This is a genomic window from Polymorphospora sp. NPDC051019, from assembly GCF_040683055.1.
GTDB lineage: Bacteria > Actinomycetota > Actinomycetes > Mycobacteriales > Micromonosporaceae > Polymorphospora > Polymorphospora lycopeni.
On record NZ_JBFBCH010000002.1, the window covers coordinates 567,751 to 586,951 of the forward strand.

Below are 19,201 nucleotides of genomic sequence, written 5' to 3' on the forward strand. Positions count from 1 at the left end.
ATCGGACCCCGTGGACCACGAACCACGCGGCGACCGGGAACCTACGCGTGACCAAGGATGTCGCAGGACAAGCCGGGCGCAATACCCCACGACTTCTCCTTGATCGACGCAAGCAGCCGGACGCAAGCAGTCGCCCGCACCCAAGCCCGACACGGGCAAGCCCGACGCGAGCAGAACCGGAGAGGCGGCGCGGGCTCGACGGGAACGGCGGGCGGCGGGCGGCACGAGCTGCGATCGGGACACCGACCGGGCGGGTGATCCAGGGCCCGGTCGCCGACCCCGCCTGCCAGCGGGCATCGCCGGACCCGGATAGTTGACGCCATGACTGACGGTCTCGCGATCTCCGCGCGGGGGATACGCAAGTCGTACGGCGCCAACACCGCGGTCGACGGCGTCGACCTCGACGTACGTCGCGGCGAGATCTTCGCGCTGCTCGGCCCCAACGGCGCGGGCAAGACGACCACCGTGGAGATCCTGGAGGGCTACCGGCAGCGCGACGCGGGCGACGTGACGGTGCTCGGCGTCGATCCGGCCCGCGCCGACCAGCGGTGGCGGGCCCGGGTCGGGATCGTCCTGCAGGGTACGGGCGAGTTCGACGAGCTGACCGTCGGTGAGGTCGTACGCCATTTCACCGCCTTCTATCCGGCGCCGGACGACCCGGACCGGGTGATCGAACGGGTCGGCCTGACGGCGAAGGCGAAGGCCCGTACCCACTCGCTTTCCGGCGGGCAGAAGCGCCGGCTCGACGTGGCGCTGGGCATCATCGGCCGCCCCGAACTGCTCTTCCTCGACGAGCCGACCACCGGGTTCGACCCGGAGGCGCGGCGGGAGTTCTGGGAGCTGATCCGGGATCTGTCCGCGAGCGGCACCACGATCGTGCTGACCACGCACTATCTGGACGAGGCGGAGGCGCTCGCCGACCGGGTCGGGGTGATCGCCGCCGGCCGGGTGGTCGAGGTGGCGCCGCCGGCCCGGCTCGGCAACCGGGAGCAGGCGCTGGCGACGGTGAGCTGGCGTACGGCGGACGGCGCGGTGGAGCGTGCCGAGACGGCGACGCCGACGGCGCTGGTCGGCGAGTTGGCCGCACGGTACGGCGGTGAGGTGCCCGGGCTGTCCGTCACCCGGCCGACGTTGGAAGACATCTACCTCACGATGATCGGACACCGATGACCACGGTCGACACTCCGCTCCGGGTCGGTCCGGTCCGGCTGGCCCTGCGCCAGGGCGGGCTGGAGTTGCGCCAGTTCCTGCGCAGCCGCGAGTCGGTGGTCTTCACCATGGGCTTCCCGGTGATCATGATCCTGATCTTCGCGGCGATCTTCAACGACGAGATCGCGCCCGGGGTCAGCTACACGCAGTACTTCATCACCGGGATGATCGCGACCGGTCTGATGACGGTCAGCTTCCAGAACCTGGGCATCTGGATCCCGATCGAGCGGGATCGGGGTGTGCTCAAGCGGCTGCGTGGTACGCCGATGCCGAAGTGGGTCTACTTCGCCGGCAAGGTGATCATGGTCGTGGTGATCGGACTCGCCGAGACGGCGCTGCTGCTCGCCGTGTCGGTCGCCCTCTTCGACCTGCGTCTGCCCGGCACCCTCGGCAAGTGGCTCACCTTCGGCTGGGTGTCGGTGCTCGGGATCGCGGCGTGCACCCTGTGCGGGATCGCCTTCTCGTCACTGGCCCGTACGGCCCGCAGCGGCTCGGCGGTGGTGACGCCGGTGGCGCTGGTGTTGCAGTTCATCTCCGGGGTGTTCTTCGTCTTCACCAGCCTGCCGGGCTGGATGCAGCAGGTGGCGGCGATCTTCCCGCTCAAGTGGATGTGTCAGGGGCTGCGGTCGGTCTTCCTGCCCGAGTCGTTCGGCACCCAGGAACCCGGCGGCTCCTTCGAACTGGGCCGGGTCGCCCTGGTCCTGGTCGCGTGGTGCGTGATCGGCCTGGTCCTCTGCCTGACCACCTTCCGCTGGACCACCAAACGCGACGGCTGACCCCGTCGGTGCGGCGCCCTGATGATCCGCGTGATCAGGGACCACGTACGTCGACCCGCCGACAACACGCCCGCCCCGGTCCCTGATCACGGGGATCAGGGGCGGGGCGGGCGGGCAGGCAGGCAGGCAGGGCAAGTGGGGCGTCGGGGGCTCAGTACTCGTAGAAGCCCTGGCCCGACTTGCGGCCGAGGGCGCCGGCCGTGACCATCCGCTGGAGCAGTTCCGGCGGGAAGAACTTCGGGTCGCCGGTGTCGGTGTAGATGTTCTTCGCGGCGTGCATCAGCACGTCGACGCCGGTCAGGTCGGTGGTCGCCAGCGGCCCCATCGCGTGGCCGAAGCCCAGCTTGCAGGCGGTGTCGAGGTCCTCGGCCGACACCACGCCGGACTCGACGAGCTTGACGGCCTCGACCACCAGCGCGGCGATCAGCCGGGTGGTGACGAAGCCGGCGATGTCCCGGTTGACCACCACGACGGTCTTGCCGATCTCCTCGGCGAAGGACCGCACGGTCGCCAGCGTCTCGTCGGAGGTCTGGTAGCCGCGTACGAGTTCGCAGAGCTTCATCATCGGCACCGGCGAGAAGAAGTGGGTGCCGACCACCGACTCGGGCCGGTCGGTGACCGCCGCGATCTGGGTGACCGGGATGGCCGAGGTGTTGGTGGCCAGCACCGCGTCGGCCTTGCAGATCTTGTCGAGCGCCCGGAAGACCTCGTGCTTGATCTCGATCTTCTCGAAGACCGCCTCGACGACGATGTCGGCGTCGGCCGCCGCCTCCAACTCGGTGGTCGGGCTGATCCGGGCCAGCGTCGCCTCGACGTCGTCGGTGGCGATGGTCCCCTTGCTGGCGAACTTCTCCAGCGACCGGCGGATGCCGGCGAGCCCGCGCCCGGTCGCCGCGTCGTCCAGGTCGCGCAGCGTCACCTGCCAGCCGGCCTGCGCCGCCACCTGTGCGATTCCCGAACCCATCAGACCGGCCCCGATGACCGCCAGTCGACCCGCCATCTGCATCTCCCTCGCCGTGGGCTGACCGCGGGCGGGCGCCCGCGCCGCTCTCGCGGATGCGGACACCTCCGCACCGCTATCCGAGCACCCTAACCGGCAATCCTTAACGATGCCTCAGAGGGTGAAGGTCGCCTCTTCGGGGGCGAGGGCCCGCTCGACCTCCACGCCCAGGGCGCGCAGGTCGGTGACGAAGTCGGGATAGCCGCGGTCGATGTGGTGGACGTGGGAGATCTCGGTGGTGCCGTCCGCGCAGAGCCCGGCGATCACCAGACCGGCGCCGGCGCGGATGTCGGTGGCGCGTACGGGTGCGCTGGACAGCCGCTCCCGGCCGCGTACGACGGCGTGGTGCCCGTCGGTCTTGACGTCGGCGCCCAGCCGGGCCATCTCGTTGACGAACATGAACCGCCCGTCGAAGATGTTCTCGGTGATCAGCGAGGCCCCCTCGCTGACCGCGGCCAGCCCGATCGCCATCGGCAGGAGGTCGGTCGCGAACCCGGGAAACGGCAGGGTGACCACGTCGACGGCGGTGGGCCGGCGGTCCATCTGCACCCGGAAGGCGTCGGCCCGGGTCTCGACCAGCCCACCGGCCGAAATGATCTTGTCAAGGGCGACCTCGAGGAAGGCCGGACTGGCACCGGTCACGGTGACGTCGCCACGGGTCATCGCGGCGGCGAAACCCCAGGTGCCGGCGACGATCCGGTCGCCGACCGTGGCGTGCCGGACCGGCCGCAGCTCGGTCACGCCCTCGATGCGCAGCGTCGACGTGCCGGCTCCGGAGATGTCGGCGCCCATCTGCGTCAGCATCGCGCACAGGTCGACGATCTCCGGCTCGCGGGCCGCGTTGTCGATCTCGGTGACGCCCCTGGCCAGCACCGCCGCCATGAGAAGGTTCTCGGTCGCTCCCACGCTGGGGAAGTCGAGCCAGATGTTCGCCCCGTGCAGGCCGGACGGGGCCGAGGCGATCACGAAGCCGTGCTCGCCGGAGATGTCGGCGCCCATCCGGGCCAGGCCGGCCACGTGCATGTCCAGGCCGCGGGAACCGATCGCGTCGCCGCCGGGATGTGCCACCCGTACGTAGCCACGCCGGGCGAGCAGCGGCCCGAGGACGCAGATCGAGGCGCGCAGCCGGCGTACGAGGTCGTAGTCGGCCTCGGTGCCCGGCTCGGCCGGCGCGTCGATGGTGACCGAGGCGCAGCGTGGCACCCCGCTCCCGGCGCGTGACGGCTCGTCGTCGTCGATCGACACCACGCAGCCGAGCCGGCGCAGCACCTCGGCCATGATCGCGATGTCGGTGATCCGGGGTACGTTGGTGATCACGCTCGGTCCGGGGGCGAGCAGCGCCGCGGCCATCAGCTTGAGCGCCGAGTTCTTGGCGCCGACGACGTGCACCTCCCCCGCCAGCCGGGCGCCGCCGTTCACCCTGATCACGTCCATGTCGGCCATCGTAGGGGCGTCGGGCAGGTGCGGCCCACCAGCCGTTTTCCAGCCGTCGGGCGGGGCGGGGTCGGTTCCCGGCGGGGCGGGCATCCGTAGGCTGTACGTCATGGCCGTCCACCTCACGCGCATCTATACCAAGGCCGGCGACACCGGCTCGACAAGGTTGGTCAACAACGAGAAGGTCGCGAAGACGCACCCCCGGATCGGGGGATACGCCGACGTCGACGAGTGCAACGCCGCCATCGGTGTCGCGCTGGCGCTCGGGCAGCTCGACGAAGAGGTCCGCGACGTGCTGGCCGCGGTCCAGAACGACCTCTTCGACGTGGGCGCCGACCTCGCGACCCCGGTGGAGCCGGATCCCGAATACCCGCCGCTGCGGGTCACCGAGGAGTACGTCACCCGGCTCGAGGGTTGGTGCGACGAGTTCAACGACCGGCTGACCAAGCTCGACTCCTTCATCCTGCCCGGCGGCACCCCCGGTGCCGCCCTGCTGCACGTCGCGCGCACGGTGGCGCGACGCGCCGAACGAGGCGCCTGGGCATTGGTCAGTCACGAACCGGACCGAACCAGCCCCCTCCCGGCAAAGTATCTCAATCGCCTGTCGGATCTGTTGTTCATTCTGGCGAGAATCGCGAACCCGGACGGCGATGTGCTCTGGGTTCCAGGGGGCCGACGCTGACCACGGGAAGCCTGCACCACGTCGAGCTCTGGGTGCCGGACCTGGCCGGCGCCCGGCGCTCGTGGGGCTGGCTGCTCGCGGAGCTCGGCTGGGAGCCGTTCCAGGACTGGCCGGACGGCCACTCCTGGCGGCTCGGCGGCACCTATCTGGTGCTGGAGGAGTCGCCGGCGCTCTCGTCCCGGGTCCACGACCGGCACGCGCCGGGCCTGAACCATCTCGCCTTCCACGCCGGCCCGCGCCACGCCGTGGACCGGCTGGTCACCCGGGCGCCGGAGCACGGCTGGTCACTGCTTTTCGCAGACCGGCATCCGTACGCCGGCGGGCCGGACACGTACGCCGCCTACCTGGCCGACGGCTACGGCTACGAGGTCGAACTGGTCGCCGACGGCTAGCGCCGCGCCGCGCCGCGCGTCGTACGGGCGGCTGCCGCTTACGCGGCCGGCCAGTCCTGGGCCGTCAAGCGCGGAAAGGCCGCCCCGGGCGGGGCGGCCTCAAGCCAGGAGAGGAATCCGGTCACCGTCGACTCCGCCATGGCGATCTCGATCGGTGCCTGGTAGCCGGTACACCGCAGGATCACCCAGTCGGCCGGCATGGCCAGGCACTCCTGACCCTCGGGTTGGCGACGGCGCTCGACGGCCAACCCCTCGCGGTAGAGCACCCGTTTGGGGCGCAGGGCAAAACTGAACATCCGGTACCACCGCAGCTCGTCGCCGGCGAACCGGCCGAAACCCGGTGACCAGCCCCGGCCGTCGACCATCGTCGAGACCCGGACACTGAGCCGAATCGTGCCGCCGGCACGCGCGACGAAGGCCCGGCGCACGAAGAGCACCAGGACGGCAGCGCACAGGATGAGGACGCCGATGCCGATCCATTCCAAGATCATCATCGACGTCGCCGATCAGTGCGCGTTCGCGGGAGTGGCGACCGTGGCGCTCTCGGCGAGGATCGTGACACCGCGCTCGGTCACCGAGACGAAACCGCCGTCGACGTCGTAGGCGACCTGCTCGCCGCCGGCCAGCTTGATCCGCACCTGGCCGGGCTCGGCGAGCTGGCCGAGCAGCGGCGCGTGGCCGGGGAGCACACCGAGCTCGCCTTCGGTCGTACGCGCGACGAGCATCTCGGCCTCGCCGGTCCAGATCTTTTCCTCGACGGCTACGAGCTCGACGTGCAGCAGCTTTGCCACGCTGTCTCCTTGTGCGGGACGACCCGGTGCGGGGACGGATGCGCCGAGTCTAATCCCGCCGTCCACCGCTGCCCACGGCGGGTGGCGCAGGTAACCCGGACTACTTGTTGATCAGCTCCGGATGGCCGATCACGAAGTCGTCGACCGTACCGGCCTTGAGCGCGGCGAAGAACTCGTCGGCGACCGGCTCCAACCGCTCGCCCTGGTAGTTGTCACCCGTGCCGACACCACCGCCGGGCAGCTTCATCATCGTGATCGAGTTGGAACGGAGGTTACGCAACGCGAGGCCGAAGTCGACGACGCTGTTGCCCCGGCCGTTGAAGATGACCGACTCGCCGGCCGCGCGCAGGACCGCGTCGAGCTTGACCGGGTTGGTCACCACGTCGGCGCTGAACGCCTGGTCGACCATGGCCCGGATGAACTGCTGCTGGTGGCGCTGGCGACCGTAGTCGCCGTCGGGCAGGGTGTAGCGCTGGCGTACGTAGTCCAGGGCCTGCCAGCCCTTCAGGTGCATGGTGCCCTTCTTGTACTCCGCCTGCGGCCCGATGTAGCCCTCGCCGTTCGGGTTGCCCTTGCGATGCTTGCCGTCCGGCTCGAGGTGCTCCGACTTGACGTCGGTGTCGATGTACATCTCGACACCGCCCATCGCGTCGACGATCTTCTGGAAGCCGGTGAAGTTGATGATCGCTCCGGCGTCGAAGCGGGTGATGCCGGTCCGGGCGCTGATGGTCTGGGAGAGCAGCTCGAAGCCCTGGATCGCGCTGGGCACCTCCTGGCCGGGCACCCGGCTGCCGCGTTCCATCGCCGAGTTGAGCCGGCCCTGACCACCGCGGTAGCCGGCCTTCTCGAACCGGGGGATGTCGACGATGAGGTCACGTGGCATGGAGAACAGGTAGGCGCCGTCGAGGGCCTCGTTGACGTGCAGGATCAGGATCGAGTCGGCCAGCGGTGGCCGGTTGGGATCGCTGGGGCGTGGGTCGATGCCGACCAGCAACAGGTTGAGCGGGCCCTTGATGTCGGACCGACGCTCCTGCGCGCCGGCCGCCTGGTCGCCGAAGAGATCGCCGCTGCCGACCGCGCCCTCGTAACGGGCGAGCAGGACCTCGGTGGTGACCAGCACGCCACCGCTGAGCAGCATCAGAACCGCGCCGAAGAAGGTGCAGAGCCGGGCCCACCGGGGAATCAACGACCGCGACCTGCGCGCCGTCCGGCCGCCTTCCGGATGCCTGCCCACCCTGTTCACCACGTTCCTCCGTTCGCTCCGCCCCTTATCACAGACAGACGCGCGGGTCCGGGCGTTGGGCCGACAGTAACTTTCCCCTCCCCAAGAGCGCCACCGCTGGGCCGGTGATCCCCTCGACTGCCAGGAAACACCCAGCAAAAAAAGGGGGCCGCGCCGGCGGACAGCCGGTGCGACCCCCTTCTCAGGGCCGATGCTCAGCCCTTCATCAGTTCCTTCGCCTTGCGCTCGAGGTCGTCGAGCCCGCCGCACATGAAGAAGGCCTGCTCGGGGAAGTGGTCGTACTCGCCCTCGCTGATCTTCTTGAACGCCTCGACGGTGTCCTTCACGGGGACGTACGAGCCCTTGATGCCGGTGAAGACCTCGGCCGCGTAGGTGTTCTGCGACAGGAAGCGCTCGATCCGGCGGGCCCGCGAGACGGTGATCTTGTCGTCCTCGGAGAGCTCCTCCATACCGAGGATGGCGATGATGTCCTGCAGGTCCTTGTAGCGCTGCAGGATCCGCTTCACCTCGGAGGCGACCGTGTAGTGCTCTTGGCCGACGAACTCCGGGGCGAGGATCCGCGACGAGGACGCCAGCGGGTCCACCGCCGGGTAGATGCCCTTGTCGGAGATCGACCGCTCCAGGTTGGTGGTCGCGTCCAGGTGCGCGAAGGTGGTCGCCGGCGCCGGGTCGGTGTAGTCGTCGGCCGGCACGTAGATGGCCTGCATCGAGGTGATGGCCTGGCCCCGGACCGAGGTGATCCGCTCCTGCAGTTCACCCATCTCGTCGGCGAGCGTCGGCTGGTAACCCACGGCGCTCGGCATCCGGCCGAGCAGGGTGGAGACCTCGGAACCGGCCTGCGTGAAGCGGAAGATGTTGTCGATGAAGAGCAGCACCTCCTGCTTCTGCACGTCGCGGAAGTATTCCGCCATCGTCAGCGCGGAGAGGGCGACCCGCAGCCGGGTGCCCGGCGGCTCGTCCATCTGGCCGTAGACCAGCGCCGTCTTGTCGATGACGCCGGACTCGGTCATTTCGGCGATGAGGTCGTTGCCCTCACGGGTGCGCTCACCGACACCGGCGAACACCGAGGTGCCACCGAAGTTGTTGGCGACCCGGGTGATCATCTCCTGGATGAGCACCGTCTTGCCCACGCCGGCACCACCGAACAGGCCGATCTTGCCACCCTTGACGTACGGGGCGAGCAGGTCGAGGACCTTGATGCCGGTCTCCAGCATCTCGGTCTTCGGCTCGAGGTCGGCGAACGCCGGGGCCTTGCGGTGGATCCCCCAGCGGTCCTTGATCTCGAGCCGCTCGCCCTCCTTGAGGTTGAGGCACTCGCCGATCGCGTTGAAGACGTGCCCCTTGGTCCCGTCACCGACCGGCACGGTGATGGCCGAGCCGGTGTCGCGCACCTCGGCGCCCCGGACCAGACCGTCGGTCGGCTGCATCGAGATCGCCCGGATCAGGTTGCCGCCCAGGTGCTGGGCGACCTCCAGGGTCAGCGTCTTCTCACCCCCGGAGAGGGAGACGTCCACATGCAGGGCGTTGAAGATGTCCGGCATCGCGTCGCGCGGGAACTCGGCGTCGACGACCGGGCCGATGACCCGGACGACGCGGCCCGTCGCCGTCTTGGTTTCCACAGCAGCAGTCATCACACTTCACTTCCCGCCGCGGCCAGCGCGTTGGCGCCGCCGACGATCTCACTGATCTCCTGGGTGATCCCGGCCTGGCGGGCCGAGTTCATCTCACGCGTGTACTTCTCGATCGCTTCCCCGGCGTTGTCGGTCGCGCTCTTCATGGCGCGCCGCCGGGCCGCCGACTCGCTCGCCGCCGACTCGATCAACGCCGCGTAGATCCGGGTGTTGATGTACTTCGGCAGCAGGGCGTCGAGCAACGCCTCGGCGTTGGGCTCGAACTCGTACGCCGGCAGGATGCCCTCCGACCGCGGCCGGTCCTCGACCTCCATCGGACCGATGATCCGCGGCACCGGGGTCTGGGTCATCAGCGACTTGAACTCGGTGTAGACGATGTGCAACTCGTCCACGCCCAGCACGCCGTCCGGCCCCGGGTCGTCACCCTCGTCGTCGGCGCCGTGGGTGAACGCCTGGATGAGGGTCTCGCCGACCAGACGGGCGTCGGCGAACGACGGCTGCTCGGAGAAGCCGGTCCAGTTGGCCGCGATCGGCCGGTTGCGGAACCGGTAGTACGCCACGCCCTTGCGGCCGATGACGTACAGCACCGGGTCCTTGCCGTCGGCCTTGAGCCGCTCGATCAGCGACTCGGCCGTCTTGATCGCGTTGGAGCTGTAACCACCGGCCAGACCGCGGTCGCTGGTGACGAGCAGTACGCCGGCCCGCCGCACCTTCGGGCGCGGGGTGAGCAGCGGATGGTCGACCGTCGCGTTCGAGGCCAGCGCCGACAGCACCCCGGTGATGGCCTGGGAGTACGGCAGGGACGCCGCCACCCGGGCCTGGGCCTTGGCGATCCGGCTCGTCGCCACGAGCTCCATCGCCTTGGTGATCTTCTTCATGCCCTTCGCCGAACGGATCCGTTGGCGAAGAACGCGAACCTGGGCCGCCATACGCTGCGCCCTACTGCTTCTTGGCCGGCTGGTCGGTGTAGCGGGTCACCGACTCACGGTCCTGCTCGCCCGCGAGCGGCTCGGCCGGCGCCTCGTTGATCGGCGCCCCCTCCCCGGCGAGGAACGACGGCTTGAACTTGTTGATCGCCTCGTCGAGGCTGGCGACGATGTCGTCGTTCCACTCGTTGTTCGCGATCGAGGACAGCGTCGAGGCGTAGCGGTGCCGCAGGAACTCCAGGAACTCCGACTCGAAGCGGGACACGTCGCCGACGGCGACGTCGTCGAGCTTGCCCTCGGTGCCGGCCCACACCGACACCACCTGCTCCTCGACCGGGAACGGGGTGTAGTTCGACTGCTTGAGCAGCTCGACCAGGCGGGCACCGCGGTCCAGCTGGTTACGCGACGCCTTGTCCAGGTCGGAGGCGAAGGCGGCGAACGCCTCCAGCTCGCGGTACTGGGCCAGGTCGAGGCGGAGCCGGCCGGCGACCTTCTTCATCGGCTTGGCCTGGGCGGCACCACCGACCCGGGACACCGAGGTACCCACGTTGATCGCCGGGCGGACACCCTGGTTGAACAGGTCGGTCTCGAGGAAGACCTGGCCGTCGGTGATCGAGATGACGTTGGTCGGGATGAAGGCGGAGATGTCGCCACCGCGGGTCTCGATGATCGGCAGACCGGTCATCGAGCCGCCGCCCATCTCGTCGGAGAGCTTGGCGCAGCGCTCCAGGAGGCGGGAGTGCAGGTAGAAGACGTCACCCGGGTAGGCCTCACGACCCGGCGGGCGGCGCAGCAGCAGCGACACGGCCCGGTACGCCTCGGCCTGCTTGCTCAGGTCGTCGAAGACGATCAGGACGTGCTTGCCGCCGTACATCCAGTGCTGGCCGATCGACGAGCCGGCGTACGGGGCGATGTACTTGAAGCCGGCCGGGTCGGAGGCGGGCGACGCCACGATGGTGGTGTATTCCATCGCGCCGTGCGCCTCGAGGGTGCCCTTGACCGAGGCGATGGTCGACGCCTTCTGCCCGATGGCCACGTAGATGCAGCGCACCTGCTTGGTCGGGTCGCCGGACTCCCAGTTGGCCCGCTGGTTGAGGATCGTGTCGATCGCGACCGTGGTCTTACCGGTCTTGCGGTCGCCGATGATGAGCTGGCGCTGGCCCCGGCCGATGGCGGTCATCGCGTCGATGGCCTTGATGCCGGTCTGCAGGGCCTCGTGGACACCCTGCCGGGCCATCACGTTCGGCGCCTGGAGCTCGAGCTCCCGGTAGCCCTCGGCCTCGATCTCGCCCAGGCCGTCGATCGGCTGGCCGAGCGCGTTGACCACGCGACCCAGGAACTTGTCGCCGACCGGCACGGAGAGCACCCGGCCGGTGCGCTTGACCCGCTGGCCTTCCTCGATGCCGGAGTAGTCGCCGAGGATCACGGCGCCGATCTCGCGGACGTCGAGGTTCAGGGCCACGCCGAGCGTGCCGTCCTCGAACTCCAGCAGTTCGTTGGCCATCGTCGAGGGCAGACCCTCGACGTGGGCGATGCCGTCACCGGCGTCGGAGACGGTACCGACCTCCTCGCGGGAGATGTCGGGAGTGTAGGAGGAGACGTAGCGCTCCAGGGCGCCGCGGATCTCCTCCGACGAGATGGTCAGCTCGGCCATCCTCTGCTTCCTCTATTCAGGGCCCGGGTTTGCCGGAGCGGCGTCGATTTGGGTTCTAGCGCTTCGCGAGCGCGTTACGGGTGTCGGTGAGCCGGCGCAGGACGGTGCCGTCGTAGAGATCGGAACCGACCTGGACGCTCATGCCGCCCAGGACCGCCGGGTCGACCGTCTGCTTCACGGTGACCACTCGACCGTACAGTTCGCCCAGCTTTGCACCCAACCGACGCTCTTCTTCGTCGGAAAGGGGCGCGGCGACCGTGACGTAGGCGACCTGGCGGTCGCGGCGGTCCGCGGTCAGCTCGACGAGCCGGGTCAGCGCCCCGGCGAACGACCGCCCGCCGAAGCCGTCGAGCGCGACCTCGACGAGGCGCAGGGTCACCGGCTTGACCTTGCCCTTGAGCAGGGTGGCGGCCAACTCGGCCCGCTGCGCCGCCGAGGCGCTCGTGTCGCCGAGCAGGCTGGCGAGCGCCGGGTCACCGGTCACGACCTGCCCGAAACGGAACAGCTCGTCCTCGACCTCGCTGAGGTCGCCGGCCCGGTCGGCGCTGGCCAGCAGCGCCTCCACACCGAGCCGCTCGGCGCCGTCCAGCAGCTCGGACGGGACCGACCAGCGGCCCGACACCAGGGTGCCGAGCAGCCCGACCGCGTCGTCGCCGAGCTTGCCGCCGAGCAGGTTGGTCAGCAGCGCGGCCCGGTCCTCGCCGCTGCGGGCCGGGTCGGACAGCGCCCGGCGCAGCCGCAGTTCGCGGCGCAGCAGCGCCGCGAAGGCGAGCAGGTCGTCGCCGGTCGCGGCGACCGCGGGCGGCGGCGCCGCCTGGGCGTACGCCTCGAGGCGCTCCGCCGCGACGGCGTACGACTCCCGGCTGGCGGCCTGCATCAGCGGGCTCCCGTGCTCTCGAGGTTGCTCAGGAACCGGTCGACGGTGCCCTTGCGGCGGGCCTCGTCGGCCAGCGACTCGCCAACGATCTTGCTGGCCAGGTCGACGGCGATGGTGCCGACCTCGGCACGCAGCTCCCGGACGATGGTCTGGCGCTCGGCGGCGAGCTGCTCCTTGCCGGCCGCGATGATGCGGTCGGACTCTTCGCGCGCCTTGGCCAGGACGTCCTGCCGGATGCCCTCGGCGTCGGCACGCGCGTCGTCGCGGATCTTCGCGGCGTCGGTACGGGCCTCGGCGAGCTGAGCCTTGTACTGCTCGAGGAGCTGGTTGGCCTCGGCCTGGGCAGCCTCGGCGCGCTTGATCCCGCCCTCGATCGCGTCGACCCGAGCCTGGTACATCGCCTCCATACGGGGGAAGACGAACTTGACCAGGATGAACAGGACGACACCGAAGGCGACGAGACCGACGATGATCTCAGACAGCGGTGGGAGCAGGATGTTCCCGCCCTCTTCCGCGGCTATGTACATGGACACTCCCCTCCAGCGGTGACCGGCCGTCGAGGGCCGGGCACCAAGTCAGCTCCGAGTGGGTCCGAGCCCGTCAGGACCCACCCTGCAGCGCGAACGCGAGCACCAGACCGAGCAGGGCGAGCGCCTCGACCACGGCGAAGCCCATGAACATGTAGACGCGGGTCAGACCGGCGCTCTCCGGCTGGCGGGCGGTCGCCTGGATGTAGGCGGCGAACACCAGGCCCACGCCGATGCCCGGGCCGAGGGCGGCGATGCCGTAGCCGATGACGTTGACGTTGCCCGAGATCTCGGCCAGCAACATGGTTGGATTCCTCCTGCGTTGAACGCGTGACCATCACGCGCACGTTTAGGGTGAGATTTTCAGTTGTCGATCGGTGGAGCGCAGGCGCGTACGGTGCCCGGAGGCACGGGTGCGTGTCGGTGGATCAGTGCGCCTCGGCGAGCGAGCTCTGCAGGTAGGTGGCGGTCAGCAGGGTGAAGACGTATGCCTGCAGCGCCAGGATGCCGAGCTCGAAGAGCGTCATGACGATGGCCATGCCCCAGCTCAGGAACGCGATCGGCTTGATGAGCAGCGTCTCGGCCTGGAAGAGCGCCACGCCGCCGAGCGTGAAGACCAGCAGGATCATGTGGCCGGCGAACATGTTGGCGAAAAGACGGACGGAGAGCGTGACCGGCCGCAGGATCAGGTTGGAGACGAACTCGATCGGCACCAGGATCGGCTGCACCCAAAGCGGGGCGCCGGACACCCAACAGCTCGCCTTGATGTATCCGAAGAAGCCGTGCTTCTGGATACCTACGGCGACGTAGACCAGCCAGCTCATGACCGCCAGCACGATCGGGAAGGCGATGTGCGAGTTCGGCGAGATCTGCGCGAACGGGACGATGCCCCAGAGGTTGTTCAGCAGGATGAAGACGAACAGCGTGGTCAGGTAGGGGGCGAAGCGCACGCCCTGCTGTCCGATGATGTCGCGGGCGATGTTGTCCCGGACCAGGCCGTAGACCGACTCGGCGAGCCACTGGCCCTTGGTCGGGACCAGCTTGGGGTTGCGGTAGGTCACCAGGAAGAAGACCAGGATGATCGCGACACTGATCCAGATCAGCAGTGCGATCTTGGTGAAGGCCCCCGCCCACATCGTGTCTTCGAACGAGGGGATCAGGCTTTTGTAGTTGAAGCTGTCAACGCCGGGGGGAAACTCCGCAGCGAGGTAGGTCGGCAGCTCAGCCAATTCGAACCCTCCGTCGGTCGGGCGGTGTCAGACGCCCAGCCTCTTCATGGTCAGATAGACCCCGGCGGCCGTGCCCCCGATCAACCCGATCAGCAGCCCGACGTTTGGCAGGTCCAGCCAACGGTCGACGAGCCATCCGATGCCGCCCCAGATGCCCATGCCGCTGAGGAGGTAACCGACGGCTGCCCAACCCGCATCGGCGCCGGAAGGACCGGTGCCGTTGGTGGGTTGGTCGTCAGCCATGACGCGGCGAACGCTATCAGCCGGAAACATGAGGCTGTGAGTCACCCCCCGCACAACCGAGTTGTGTGGGCGCAGAGGGGCGTGTCGCGGCTTCCGGACACGCTACTCCCGTCACGCCAGTACGGAAGACCGGCCACCCTGACTCGTCCCCGATTGACGGAAACGCGACAGTTGGCCGGTGGTTACTTCGAGGGAATCTCGACGTACGGGATCTTGGCCTTGAAGGTCCACCAGACCTGTGCCGTGACCCACGCGACGGTGGCGCAGATCATGGCCACGGCCATCATCCGCAGGCCGTCCCAGCCCGTCGCCGCCACCGCGAACATGACCATGCCGAAGATGCTGAACTTCAGCACGTAGGTGGCCAGTCCGACGGTCAGCACGAGTTTGGGCAGCACGGAGTCGGCCCAGGCCACCGCCAGGCTCGACAGCAGGTAGCTGAACGTGACCACGGCCACCCCGGCCGCCGCGCCGGCCGCGCCCGCGGCACCGTCGACCAGCCAGCCGACCGGCACCGCGACGACCAGGAGCACGGCCGAGACGATCAGCGGCACCCGCAGGTGCCGGAGCCGGGGCGCCATCACCGCGGGTACGCCGGAAAGAGGCGGGCCAGCTCCGCGACCTCGGCGGCGACCTCGGCAAGGGTCTCCACCCCGCCCGGCAGCCCCGGATCGGTACTTATCGCGCGGGCGATGAGAGTGGCGATCTGGCGCATCTCGGCCTCCCGCATGCCCTGGGTGGTGACGCTCGGCGTGCCGACCCGGATGCCGGAGGCGACCATCGGCGGCTGCGGGTCGTACGGGATCGCGTTCTTGTTCAGGGTGATCGTCGCGAGGTCACAGCGCGCCTCGGCATCGCGCCCGGTCACCCCGACATCGCGCAGGTCGACCAGGGCGAGGTGGGTGTCGGTGCCACCGGACACCGGGCGCATCCCCTCGGCGGCGAGCCCCGCCGCGAGGGCCCTGGCGTTCTCGACCACCTGGCTCGCGTACGACTGGAACTCCGGCAGCGCCGCCTCGCGCAGCGCGACCGCCTTCGCCGCCACGGCGTGCATCAGCGGCCCGCCCTGGGTGAACGGGAAGACCGCCTTGTCGATCCGGGCGGCCAGTTCGGCCCGGCACAGGATCATGCCGCCCCGGGGGCCGCGCAGCACCTTGTGGGTGGTGGCGCAGACCACGTCGGCGTACGGCACCGGCGACGGTACGGCCCGGCCGGCGACCAGGCCGATGAAGTGTGCCGCGTCGACCATCAGGTAGGCGCCGACCTCGTCGGCGATCTCCCGGAAGACGGCGAAGTCGATCAGTCGCGGGTAGGCGGTGGCACCACAGATGATCATCTTGGGCCGGTGTTCGAGGGCGAGTTCGCGTACCTCGTCGTAGTCGATCAGCTCGGTGTCCTCCCGGACCCGGTAGCCGACCGTACGGAACCACCGCCCGGAGAAGTTGACCCGGCTGCCGTGCGTCAGGTGGCCGCCGTGCGGCAGTTCCATCGCCAGCACCGGGTCGCCCGGTTCGAGCAGCGCCGCGTACGCCGCCAGGTTGGCGCTCGCCCCGGAGTGCGGCTGCAGGTTGGCGTGCTCGGCGCCGAACAGCTCCCGCGCCCGGGCGACGCCGATCTCCTCGGCCCGGTCGACCTGCGCGCAGCCGCCGTAGTAGCGCCGGCCCGGGTAGCCCTCGGCGTACTTGTTGGTCAGCGTCGAACCGAGGGCGGCGAGCACCGCCGGCGAGGTCAGGTTTTCGCTCGCGATGAGTTGCAGGCCCTGGCGCAGCCGGTCGAGTTCGCCCACGACGACCGACGCGATCTCCGGATCGGTCGCCTCCAGCTGGGCGAAATCGGGCCCCCAGAATGTCTCCACCCGCAGCAGTCTAGGCGGGCGGGCCCGCGCGCCCGGCGGGCGGTGCGGCCGGGCCGGACACATGATGGAGATCATGCGATGCCTGGTCACCGGCGCCACCGGCTACATCGGCGGCCGGCTCGTGCCCCGGCTGCTCGCCGAGGGTCACCGGGTGCGCTGCCTGACCCGGCGGGCGGCACGGCTGCGCGACGTGCCCTGGGCCGCCGACGTCGAGATCGCCGAGGGCGACCTGGCCGACCCGGAATCGCTCACCGCCGCCCTCGCCGGGGTCGACGTCGCCTACTACCTCGTGCACTCCCTCGGCCGGCGCGGCTTCGCGGCCATCGACCGGCGGGCGGCCGAGAACTTCGCGGCCGCGGCGAAGGCCGCCGGCGTACGACGGATCGTCTACCTCGGCGGCCCGCGCCCCGCCCCCGGCGACCCCGCCTCGGCCCACCTGCGTTCGCGTGAGGAGGTCGGCAACCGGATCCAGCCCATCGCCGTCCGCGACGTGCTCCGCCACCTGGTCGGTGCCGCCACCCTGCCCGCCGACGTGAACCGGGGCTTCGACGTCGCCGGGCCGGACGTGCTGACGTACCTGGACATGATGCGCCGGTACGCGGCCGTCGCCGGGCTGCGCCGCCGGATCGTCCTGCCGGCACGGGCCCTGAGCCCTGGCCTGTCGTCGTACTGGGTCGGCCTGGTCACCCCGGTCCCCGGCTCGATCGCCCGGCCACTGGTCGACAGCCTGGTCCACGAGGCGGTCGCCCACGAGCACGACATCGCCCGGTACGTGCCGGACCCGCCGGGCGGCCCGATCGGCTTCGACGAGGCGGTCCGGCTGGCCCTGGCGAAGATCCGTGACGCCGAGGTGGAGACCCGCTGGTCCACCGCCACCTGGCCGACCGCGCCCGCCGAGCCGCTGCCGACCGACCCGGGCTGGTCCGGCGGCTCGCTCTACACCGACGTACGCGAACGCGAGGTGGCCGCCGCACCCGCCACGCTGTGGCGGGTCATCGAGGGGGTCGGTGGTGAGCACGGCTGGTACTCGTTCCCGCTCGCCTGGTCGGTCCGCGGCTGGCTGGACCGGCTGGTGGGCGGGGTGGGCCTGCGGCGCGGCCGGCGGCACCCGGACCGGTTGTACGTCGGCGAGGCGCTCGACTTCTGGCGGGTCGAGGAGATCGTGCCGGGCGAACTGCTGCGGCTGCGGGCCGAGATGCGGCTGCCGGGGCTGGCCTGGCTGGAGTTGCGGGCCGAGCCGGCCGGGACCGGCCGCAGCCGGTACCGCCAGCGGGCCGGCTTCGCCCCGCGCGGGCTGGCCGGGCACGCCTACTGGGCGGCGGTCAGCCCGTTCCACGCGATCGTCTTCGGCGGGATGGCCCGCAACATCGCGCGCGGCGCGGAGACGACGGTCTCCCGCTGAGACCGCTGCCGGCGGCCGCCGGTCAGGGCAGCAGGACCCCGGCCAGCGGGACCACGGTCTCCTCGATCTCGTCGGCGACCCGGCCGAACGACTGGTCGCCGCGCCCCCACGGGTCGTCGAGATCGTCGCCGGGCAGCGGCTGGGCGTCGCGCCGGGCCGCGTCGACCGCGGCGACCAGCGCCACCCCACGGGCGAGGACGCCGGCCGGCGTCGCCTCGGCCGGCGGCAGCGCGGCGGCGTCGACCTGGGCGAGCAGCCGGCCGAACTCGCCCAGCACGAACGTGCGGCCGCTCGCGTCGGGACGCAGCGCGGTGACGTACTCCTGCTGGTCGGCGGTCGCGGTGAGCACCAGGTCGGCGGCGTCGATGTGCTCCGAAAGCAGCTTGCGGGACTGGAAACCATCGACGTCGCCGCCCCGGGCCCGGACCTGGCGGGCGGCCGGCGGGTTCATCTCCTCGCCCGCGTGCCAGCCGCCGGTGCCGGCGCTGTGGCTGTGCACCAACTCGTCGGCGAAGCCGGTCGGCAACGGCGCGGCGACCGCCAGCCGGGCCAGCCGCTCCCGTACGGCCAGCGCCAGCAACCGCTCGGCCATCGGCGACCGGCAGATGTTGCCGAGGCAGACGTGCAGGACGGTGAACGGCGGCACCTCAGCCCTCCCGACCCACGAGGTCGGGCAGCACTTCGCGCAGCTTCGCCAGCGGCACCGCGCCCTCCCGCAGCAGCCGGGGCACCTCGCCGGTGACGTCGACGATCGTGCTCGGCACCGGGTCGGGGCACTGCCCCGCCTCCAGGTAGGCGCGCACCGCGTAGCCGAGCTGGTCCCGGGCCTGCTCGGCGGTCTCGGCGGGCGGCTGGCCGGACTTGTTCGCCGACGAGACCGCCATCGGCCCGGTCTCGCGCAGCACCTCCAGCGCCACCGGGTGCAGCGGCATCCGCACCGCGACCGTGCCGCCGGTCTCGCCGAGGTCCCACTGCAGGCTCGGCGAGTGCTCGACCACGATGGTCAGCGCACCCGGCCAGAACGCGTCGGCCAGGTCCCGGGCCGCCTGGGGCAGCAGGTAGACCAGGCCGTCGAGGGTGTGCCGGGAGCCGACCAGGACCGGGGGCGGCACGTCGCGCCCGCGCCCCTTCGCGTCCAGCAGGGCCTTCACCGCGTACGGCGTGAACGCGTCGGCCCCGACGCCGTAGACGGTGTCGGTGGGCAGTACGACCAGTTCGCCGTTCTTGACCGCCTCGATCGCCGCGGCGATGCCTCGGTCGCGGTCGGCGAGCGACCGGCAGTCATAGAGCATCACGGGGACAAAGTCTGCCACGCGCCCGCGCCCGTGGG

22 protein-coding genes are annotated in these 19,201 nt (G+C 70.5%); 5 read left to right on the forward strand and 17 right to left on the reverse strand.

All coding sequences use genetic code 11. From position 1 onward, the window contains the following. Nucleotides 1-321 precede the first annotated feature (321 nt). A complete protein-coding gene (locus tag AB0M79_RS06605) occupies nucleotides 322-1,170 on the forward strand; it encodes an ABC transporter ATP-binding protein (protein ID WP_364208560.1) in 849 nt (282 codons plus the stop codon). After that, nucleotides 1,167-1,985, forward strand: a complete 819-nt coding sequence (locus AB0M79_RS06610; protein ID WP_364208563.1) for an ABC transporter permease — start codon at nucleotides 1,167-1,169, stop codon at nucleotides 1,983-1,985. Before AB0M79_RS06605 ends, AB0M79_RS06610 begins: the two co-directional genes overlap by 4 nt. Before the next feature lie 151 nt (nucleotides 1,986-2,136). Here AB0M79_RS06610 and AB0M79_RS06615 read toward each other — a convergent pair whose 3' ends face one another. Together AB0M79_RS06615 and murA are read right to left on the reverse strand one after the other, a co-directional pair. After that, nucleotides 2,137-2,985 carry a 3-hydroxyacyl-CoA dehydrogenase family protein gene (locus AB0M79_RS06615; protein ID WP_364208566.1) on the reverse strand — a complete coding sequence of 283 codons (849 nt, stop codon included), beginning with the start codon at nucleotides 2,983-2,985 and terminating at the stop codon, nucleotides 2,137-2,139. Between the two features lie 114 nt (nucleotides 2,986-3,099). Next, the gene (murA, locus tag AB0M79_RS06620; RefSeq protein WP_364208569.1) at nucleotides 3,100-4,530 is read right to left on the reverse strand and encodes a UDP-N-acetylglucosamine 1-carboxyvinyltransferase; all 1,431 of its coding nucleotides are present in this window, start codon (nucleotides 4,528-4,530) and stop codon (nucleotides 3,100-3,102) included. On the opposite strand from murA, the gene AB0M79_RS06625 reads away from it, so the two are divergent. Together AB0M79_RS06625 and AB0M79_RS06630 are read left to right on the forward strand one after the other, a co-directional pair. Continuing rightward, nucleotides 4,529-5,101, forward strand: coding sequence for a cob(I)yrinic acid a,c-diamide adenosyltransferase (locus AB0M79_RS06625; RefSeq protein WP_364208572.1), 573 nt, complete (start codon nucleotides 4,529-4,531; stop codon nucleotides 5,099-5,101). The genes murA and AB0M79_RS06625 overlap by 2 nt on opposite strands. Then, nucleotides 5,098-5,493: a VOC family protein gene (locus AB0M79_RS06630; protein WP_364208847.1), complete on the forward strand. Its 396-nt coding sequence runs from the start codon at nucleotides 5,098-5,100 to the stop codon at nucleotides 5,491-5,493. The genes AB0M79_RS06625 and AB0M79_RS06630 overlap by 4 nt, the downstream gene beginning before the upstream one ends. Nucleotides 5,494-5,531: 38 nt before the next feature. Here the strand turns inward: AB0M79_RS06630 and AB0M79_RS06635 are convergent, their stop codons facing one another. The 13 genes from AB0M79_RS06635 to glyA form a co-directional block, all read right to left on the reverse strand. Next, nucleotides 5,532-5,987, reverse strand: a complete 456-nt coding sequence (locus AB0M79_RS06635; protein WP_357532892.1) for a DUF2550 domain-containing protein — start codon at nucleotides 5,985-5,987, stop codon at nucleotides 5,532-5,534. Nucleotides 5,988-5,999: 12 nt separating this feature from the next. Beyond that, entirely contained in the window at nucleotides 6,000-6,284 is a 285-nt protein-coding gene (locus AB0M79_RS06640; RefSeq protein WP_357532894.1) for a F0F1 ATP synthase subunit epsilon, read from the reverse strand. Between the two features lie 100 nt (nucleotides 6,285-6,384). Next, nucleotides 6,385-7,518: an LCP family protein gene (locus AB0M79_RS06645; protein WP_364208851.1), complete on the reverse strand. Its 1,134-nt coding sequence runs from the start codon at nucleotides 7,516-7,518 to the stop codon at nucleotides 6,385-6,387. Nucleotides 7,519-7,721: 203 nt separating this feature from the next. After that, nucleotides 7,722-9,158, reverse strand: coding sequence for a F0F1 ATP synthase subunit beta (gene atpD, locus AB0M79_RS06650; protein WP_364208576.1), 1,437 nt, complete (start codon nucleotides 9,156-9,158; stop codon nucleotides 7,722-7,724). Further along, nucleotides 9,158-10,087 carry a F0F1 ATP synthase subunit gamma gene (locus tag AB0M79_RS06655; RefSeq protein ID WP_364208579.1) on the reverse strand — a complete coding sequence of 310 codons (930 nt, stop codon included), beginning with the start codon at nucleotides 10,085-10,087 and terminating at the stop codon, nucleotides 9,158-9,160. Before AB0M79_RS06655 ends, atpD begins: the two co-directional genes overlap by 1 nt. Before the next feature lie 10 nt (nucleotides 10,088-10,097). After that, a complete protein-coding gene (atpA, locus tag AB0M79_RS06660) occupies nucleotides 10,098-11,738 on the reverse strand; it encodes a F0F1 ATP synthase subunit alpha (protein WP_364208582.1) in 1,641 nt (546 codons plus the stop codon). A 55-nt stretch (nucleotides 11,739-11,793) separates the two neighbouring features. Next, complete coding sequence (locus AB0M79_RS06665; RefSeq protein WP_364208585.1) at nucleotides 11,794-12,615, reverse strand: F0F1 ATP synthase subunit delta; 822 nt, start codon at nucleotides 12,613-12,615, stop codon at nucleotides 11,794-11,796. Next, nucleotides 12,615-13,142: a F0F1 ATP synthase subunit B gene (locus tag AB0M79_RS06670; RefSeq protein WP_357532903.1), complete on the reverse strand. Its 528-nt coding sequence runs from the start codon at nucleotides 13,140-13,142 to the stop codon at nucleotides 12,615-12,617. The genes AB0M79_RS06665 and AB0M79_RS06670 overlap by 1 nt, the downstream gene beginning before the upstream one ends. A 73-nt stretch (nucleotides 13,143-13,215) precedes the next feature. Next, complete coding sequence (atpE, locus tag AB0M79_RS06675; RefSeq protein WP_212827056.1) at nucleotides 13,216-13,446, reverse strand: ATP synthase F0 subunit C; 231 nt, start codon at nucleotides 13,444-13,446, stop codon at nucleotides 13,216-13,218. 124 nt (nucleotides 13,447-13,570) lie between these two features. Beyond that, a complete protein-coding gene (gene atpB, locus AB0M79_RS06680) occupies nucleotides 13,571-14,371 on the reverse strand; it encodes a F0F1 ATP synthase subunit A (RefSeq protein WP_364208589.1) in 801 nt (266 codons plus the stop codon). Between the two features lie 27 nt (nucleotides 14,372-14,398). After that, nucleotides 14,399-14,614, reverse strand: a complete 216-nt coding sequence (locus AB0M79_RS06685) for a hypothetical protein (protein ID WP_212827054.1) — start codon at nucleotides 14,612-14,614, stop codon at nucleotides 14,399-14,401. Between the two features lie 182 nt (nucleotides 14,615-14,796). Further along, nucleotides 14,797-15,195 carry a hypothetical protein gene (locus AB0M79_RS06690; RefSeq protein ID WP_364208592.1) on the reverse strand — a complete coding sequence of 133 codons (399 nt, stop codon included), beginning with the start codon at nucleotides 15,193-15,195 and terminating at the stop codon, nucleotides 14,797-14,799. Next, the gene (gene glyA, locus AB0M79_RS06695; protein ID WP_364208595.1) at nucleotides 15,195-16,469 is read right to left on the reverse strand and encodes a serine hydroxymethyltransferase; all 1,275 of its coding nucleotides are present in this window, start codon (nucleotides 16,467-16,469) and stop codon (nucleotides 15,195-15,197) included. Before glyA ends, AB0M79_RS06690 begins: the two co-directional genes overlap by 1 nt. Before the next feature lie 73 nt (nucleotides 16,470-16,542). Between glyA and AB0M79_RS06700 the strand changes: the two genes are divergently transcribed. Further along, complete coding sequence (locus AB0M79_RS06700; RefSeq protein WP_364208854.1) at nucleotides 16,543-17,871, forward strand: SDR family oxidoreductase; 1,329 nt, start codon at nucleotides 16,543-16,545, stop codon at nucleotides 17,869-17,871. A gap of 22 nt (nucleotides 17,872-17,893) precedes the next feature. Here the strand turns inward: AB0M79_RS06700 and AB0M79_RS06705 are convergent, their stop codons facing one another. Together AB0M79_RS06705 and AB0M79_RS06710 are read right to left on the reverse strand one after the other, a co-directional pair. Beyond that, nucleotides 17,894-18,517, reverse strand: coding sequence for a phosphotyrosine protein phosphatase (locus AB0M79_RS06705; RefSeq protein ID WP_364208598.1), 624 nt, complete (start codon nucleotides 18,515-18,517; stop codon nucleotides 17,894-17,896). Nucleotide 18,518: 1 nt separating this feature from the next. Continuing rightward, the gene (locus tag AB0M79_RS06710) at nucleotides 18,519-19,163 is read right to left on the reverse strand and encodes an L-threonylcarbamoyladenylate synthase (RefSeq protein WP_357533431.1); all 645 of its coding nucleotides are present in this window, start codon (nucleotides 19,161-19,163) and stop codon (nucleotides 18,519-18,521) included. Between the last annotated feature and the right edge of the window lie 38 nt (nucleotides 19,164-19,201).

Excerpts from the sequence above, each read along its gene's own strand:
- AB0M79_RS06635 (WP_357532892.1), bottom strand. The coding sequence starts at position 5,987 with ATGATGATCTTGGAATGGATCGGCATCGGCGTCCTCATCCTGTGCGCT.
- atpA (WP_364208582.1), bottom strand. The coding sequence starts at position 11,738 with ATGGCCGAGCTGACCATCTCGTCGGAGGAGATCCGCGGCGCCCTGGAG.
- AB0M79_RS06685 (WP_212827054.1), bottom strand. The coding sequence starts at position 14,614 with ATGGCTGACGACCAACCCACCAACGGCACCGGTCCTTCCGGCGCCGAT.
- AB0M79_RS06615 (WP_364208566.1), bottom strand. The coding sequence starts at position 2,985 with ATGGCGGGTCGACTGGCGGTCATCGGGGCCGGTCTGATGGGTTCGGGA.
- murA (WP_364208569.1), bottom strand. The coding sequence starts at position 4,530 with ATGACGTACAGCCTACGGATGCCCGCCCCGCCGGGAACCGACCCCGCC.
- AB0M79_RS06710 (WP_357533431.1), bottom strand. The coding sequence starts at position 19,163 with ATGCTCTATGACTGCCGGTCGCTCGCCGACCGCGACCGAGGCATCGCC.
- AB0M79_RS06605 (WP_364208560.1), top strand. The coding sequence starts at position 322 with ATGACTGACGGTCTCGCGATCTCCGCGCGGGGGATACGCAAGTCGTAC.
- AB0M79_RS06665 (WP_364208585.1), bottom strand. The coding sequence starts at position 12,615 with ATGCAGGCCGCCAGCCGGGAGTCGTACGCCGTCGCGGCGGAGCGCCTC.
- AB0M79_RS06655 (WP_364208579.1), bottom strand. The coding sequence starts at position 10,087 with ATGGCGGCCCAGGTTCGCGTTCTTCGCCAACGGATCCGTTCGGCGAAG.
- AB0M79_RS06610 (WP_364208563.1), top strand. The coding sequence starts at position 1,167 with ATGACCACGGTCGACACTCCGCTCCGGGTCGGTCCGGTCCGGCTGGCC.
- atpE (WP_212827056.1), bottom strand. The coding sequence starts at position 13,446 with ATGTTGCTGGCCGAGATCTCGGGCAACGTCAACGTCATCGGCTACGGC.
- AB0M79_RS06690 (WP_364208592.1), bottom strand. The coding sequence starts at position 15,195 with ATGGCGCCCCGGCTCCGGCACCTGCGGGTGCCGCTGATCGTCTCGGCC.
- AB0M79_RS06700 (WP_364208854.1), top strand. The coding sequence starts at position 16,543 with ATGCGATGCCTGGTCACCGGCGCCACCGGCTACATCGGCGGCCGGCTC.
- AB0M79_RS06625 (WP_364208572.1), top strand. The coding sequence starts at position 4,529 with ATGGCCGTCCACCTCACGCGCATCTATACCAAGGCCGGCGACACCGGC.
- AB0M79_RS06670 (WP_357532903.1), bottom strand. The coding sequence starts at position 13,142 with ATGTACATAGCCGCGGAAGAGGGCGGGAACATCCTGCTCCCACCGCTG.
- atpD (WP_364208576.1), bottom strand. The coding sequence starts at position 9,158 with ATGACTGCTGCTGTGGAAACCAAGACGGCGACGGGCCGCGTCGTCCGG.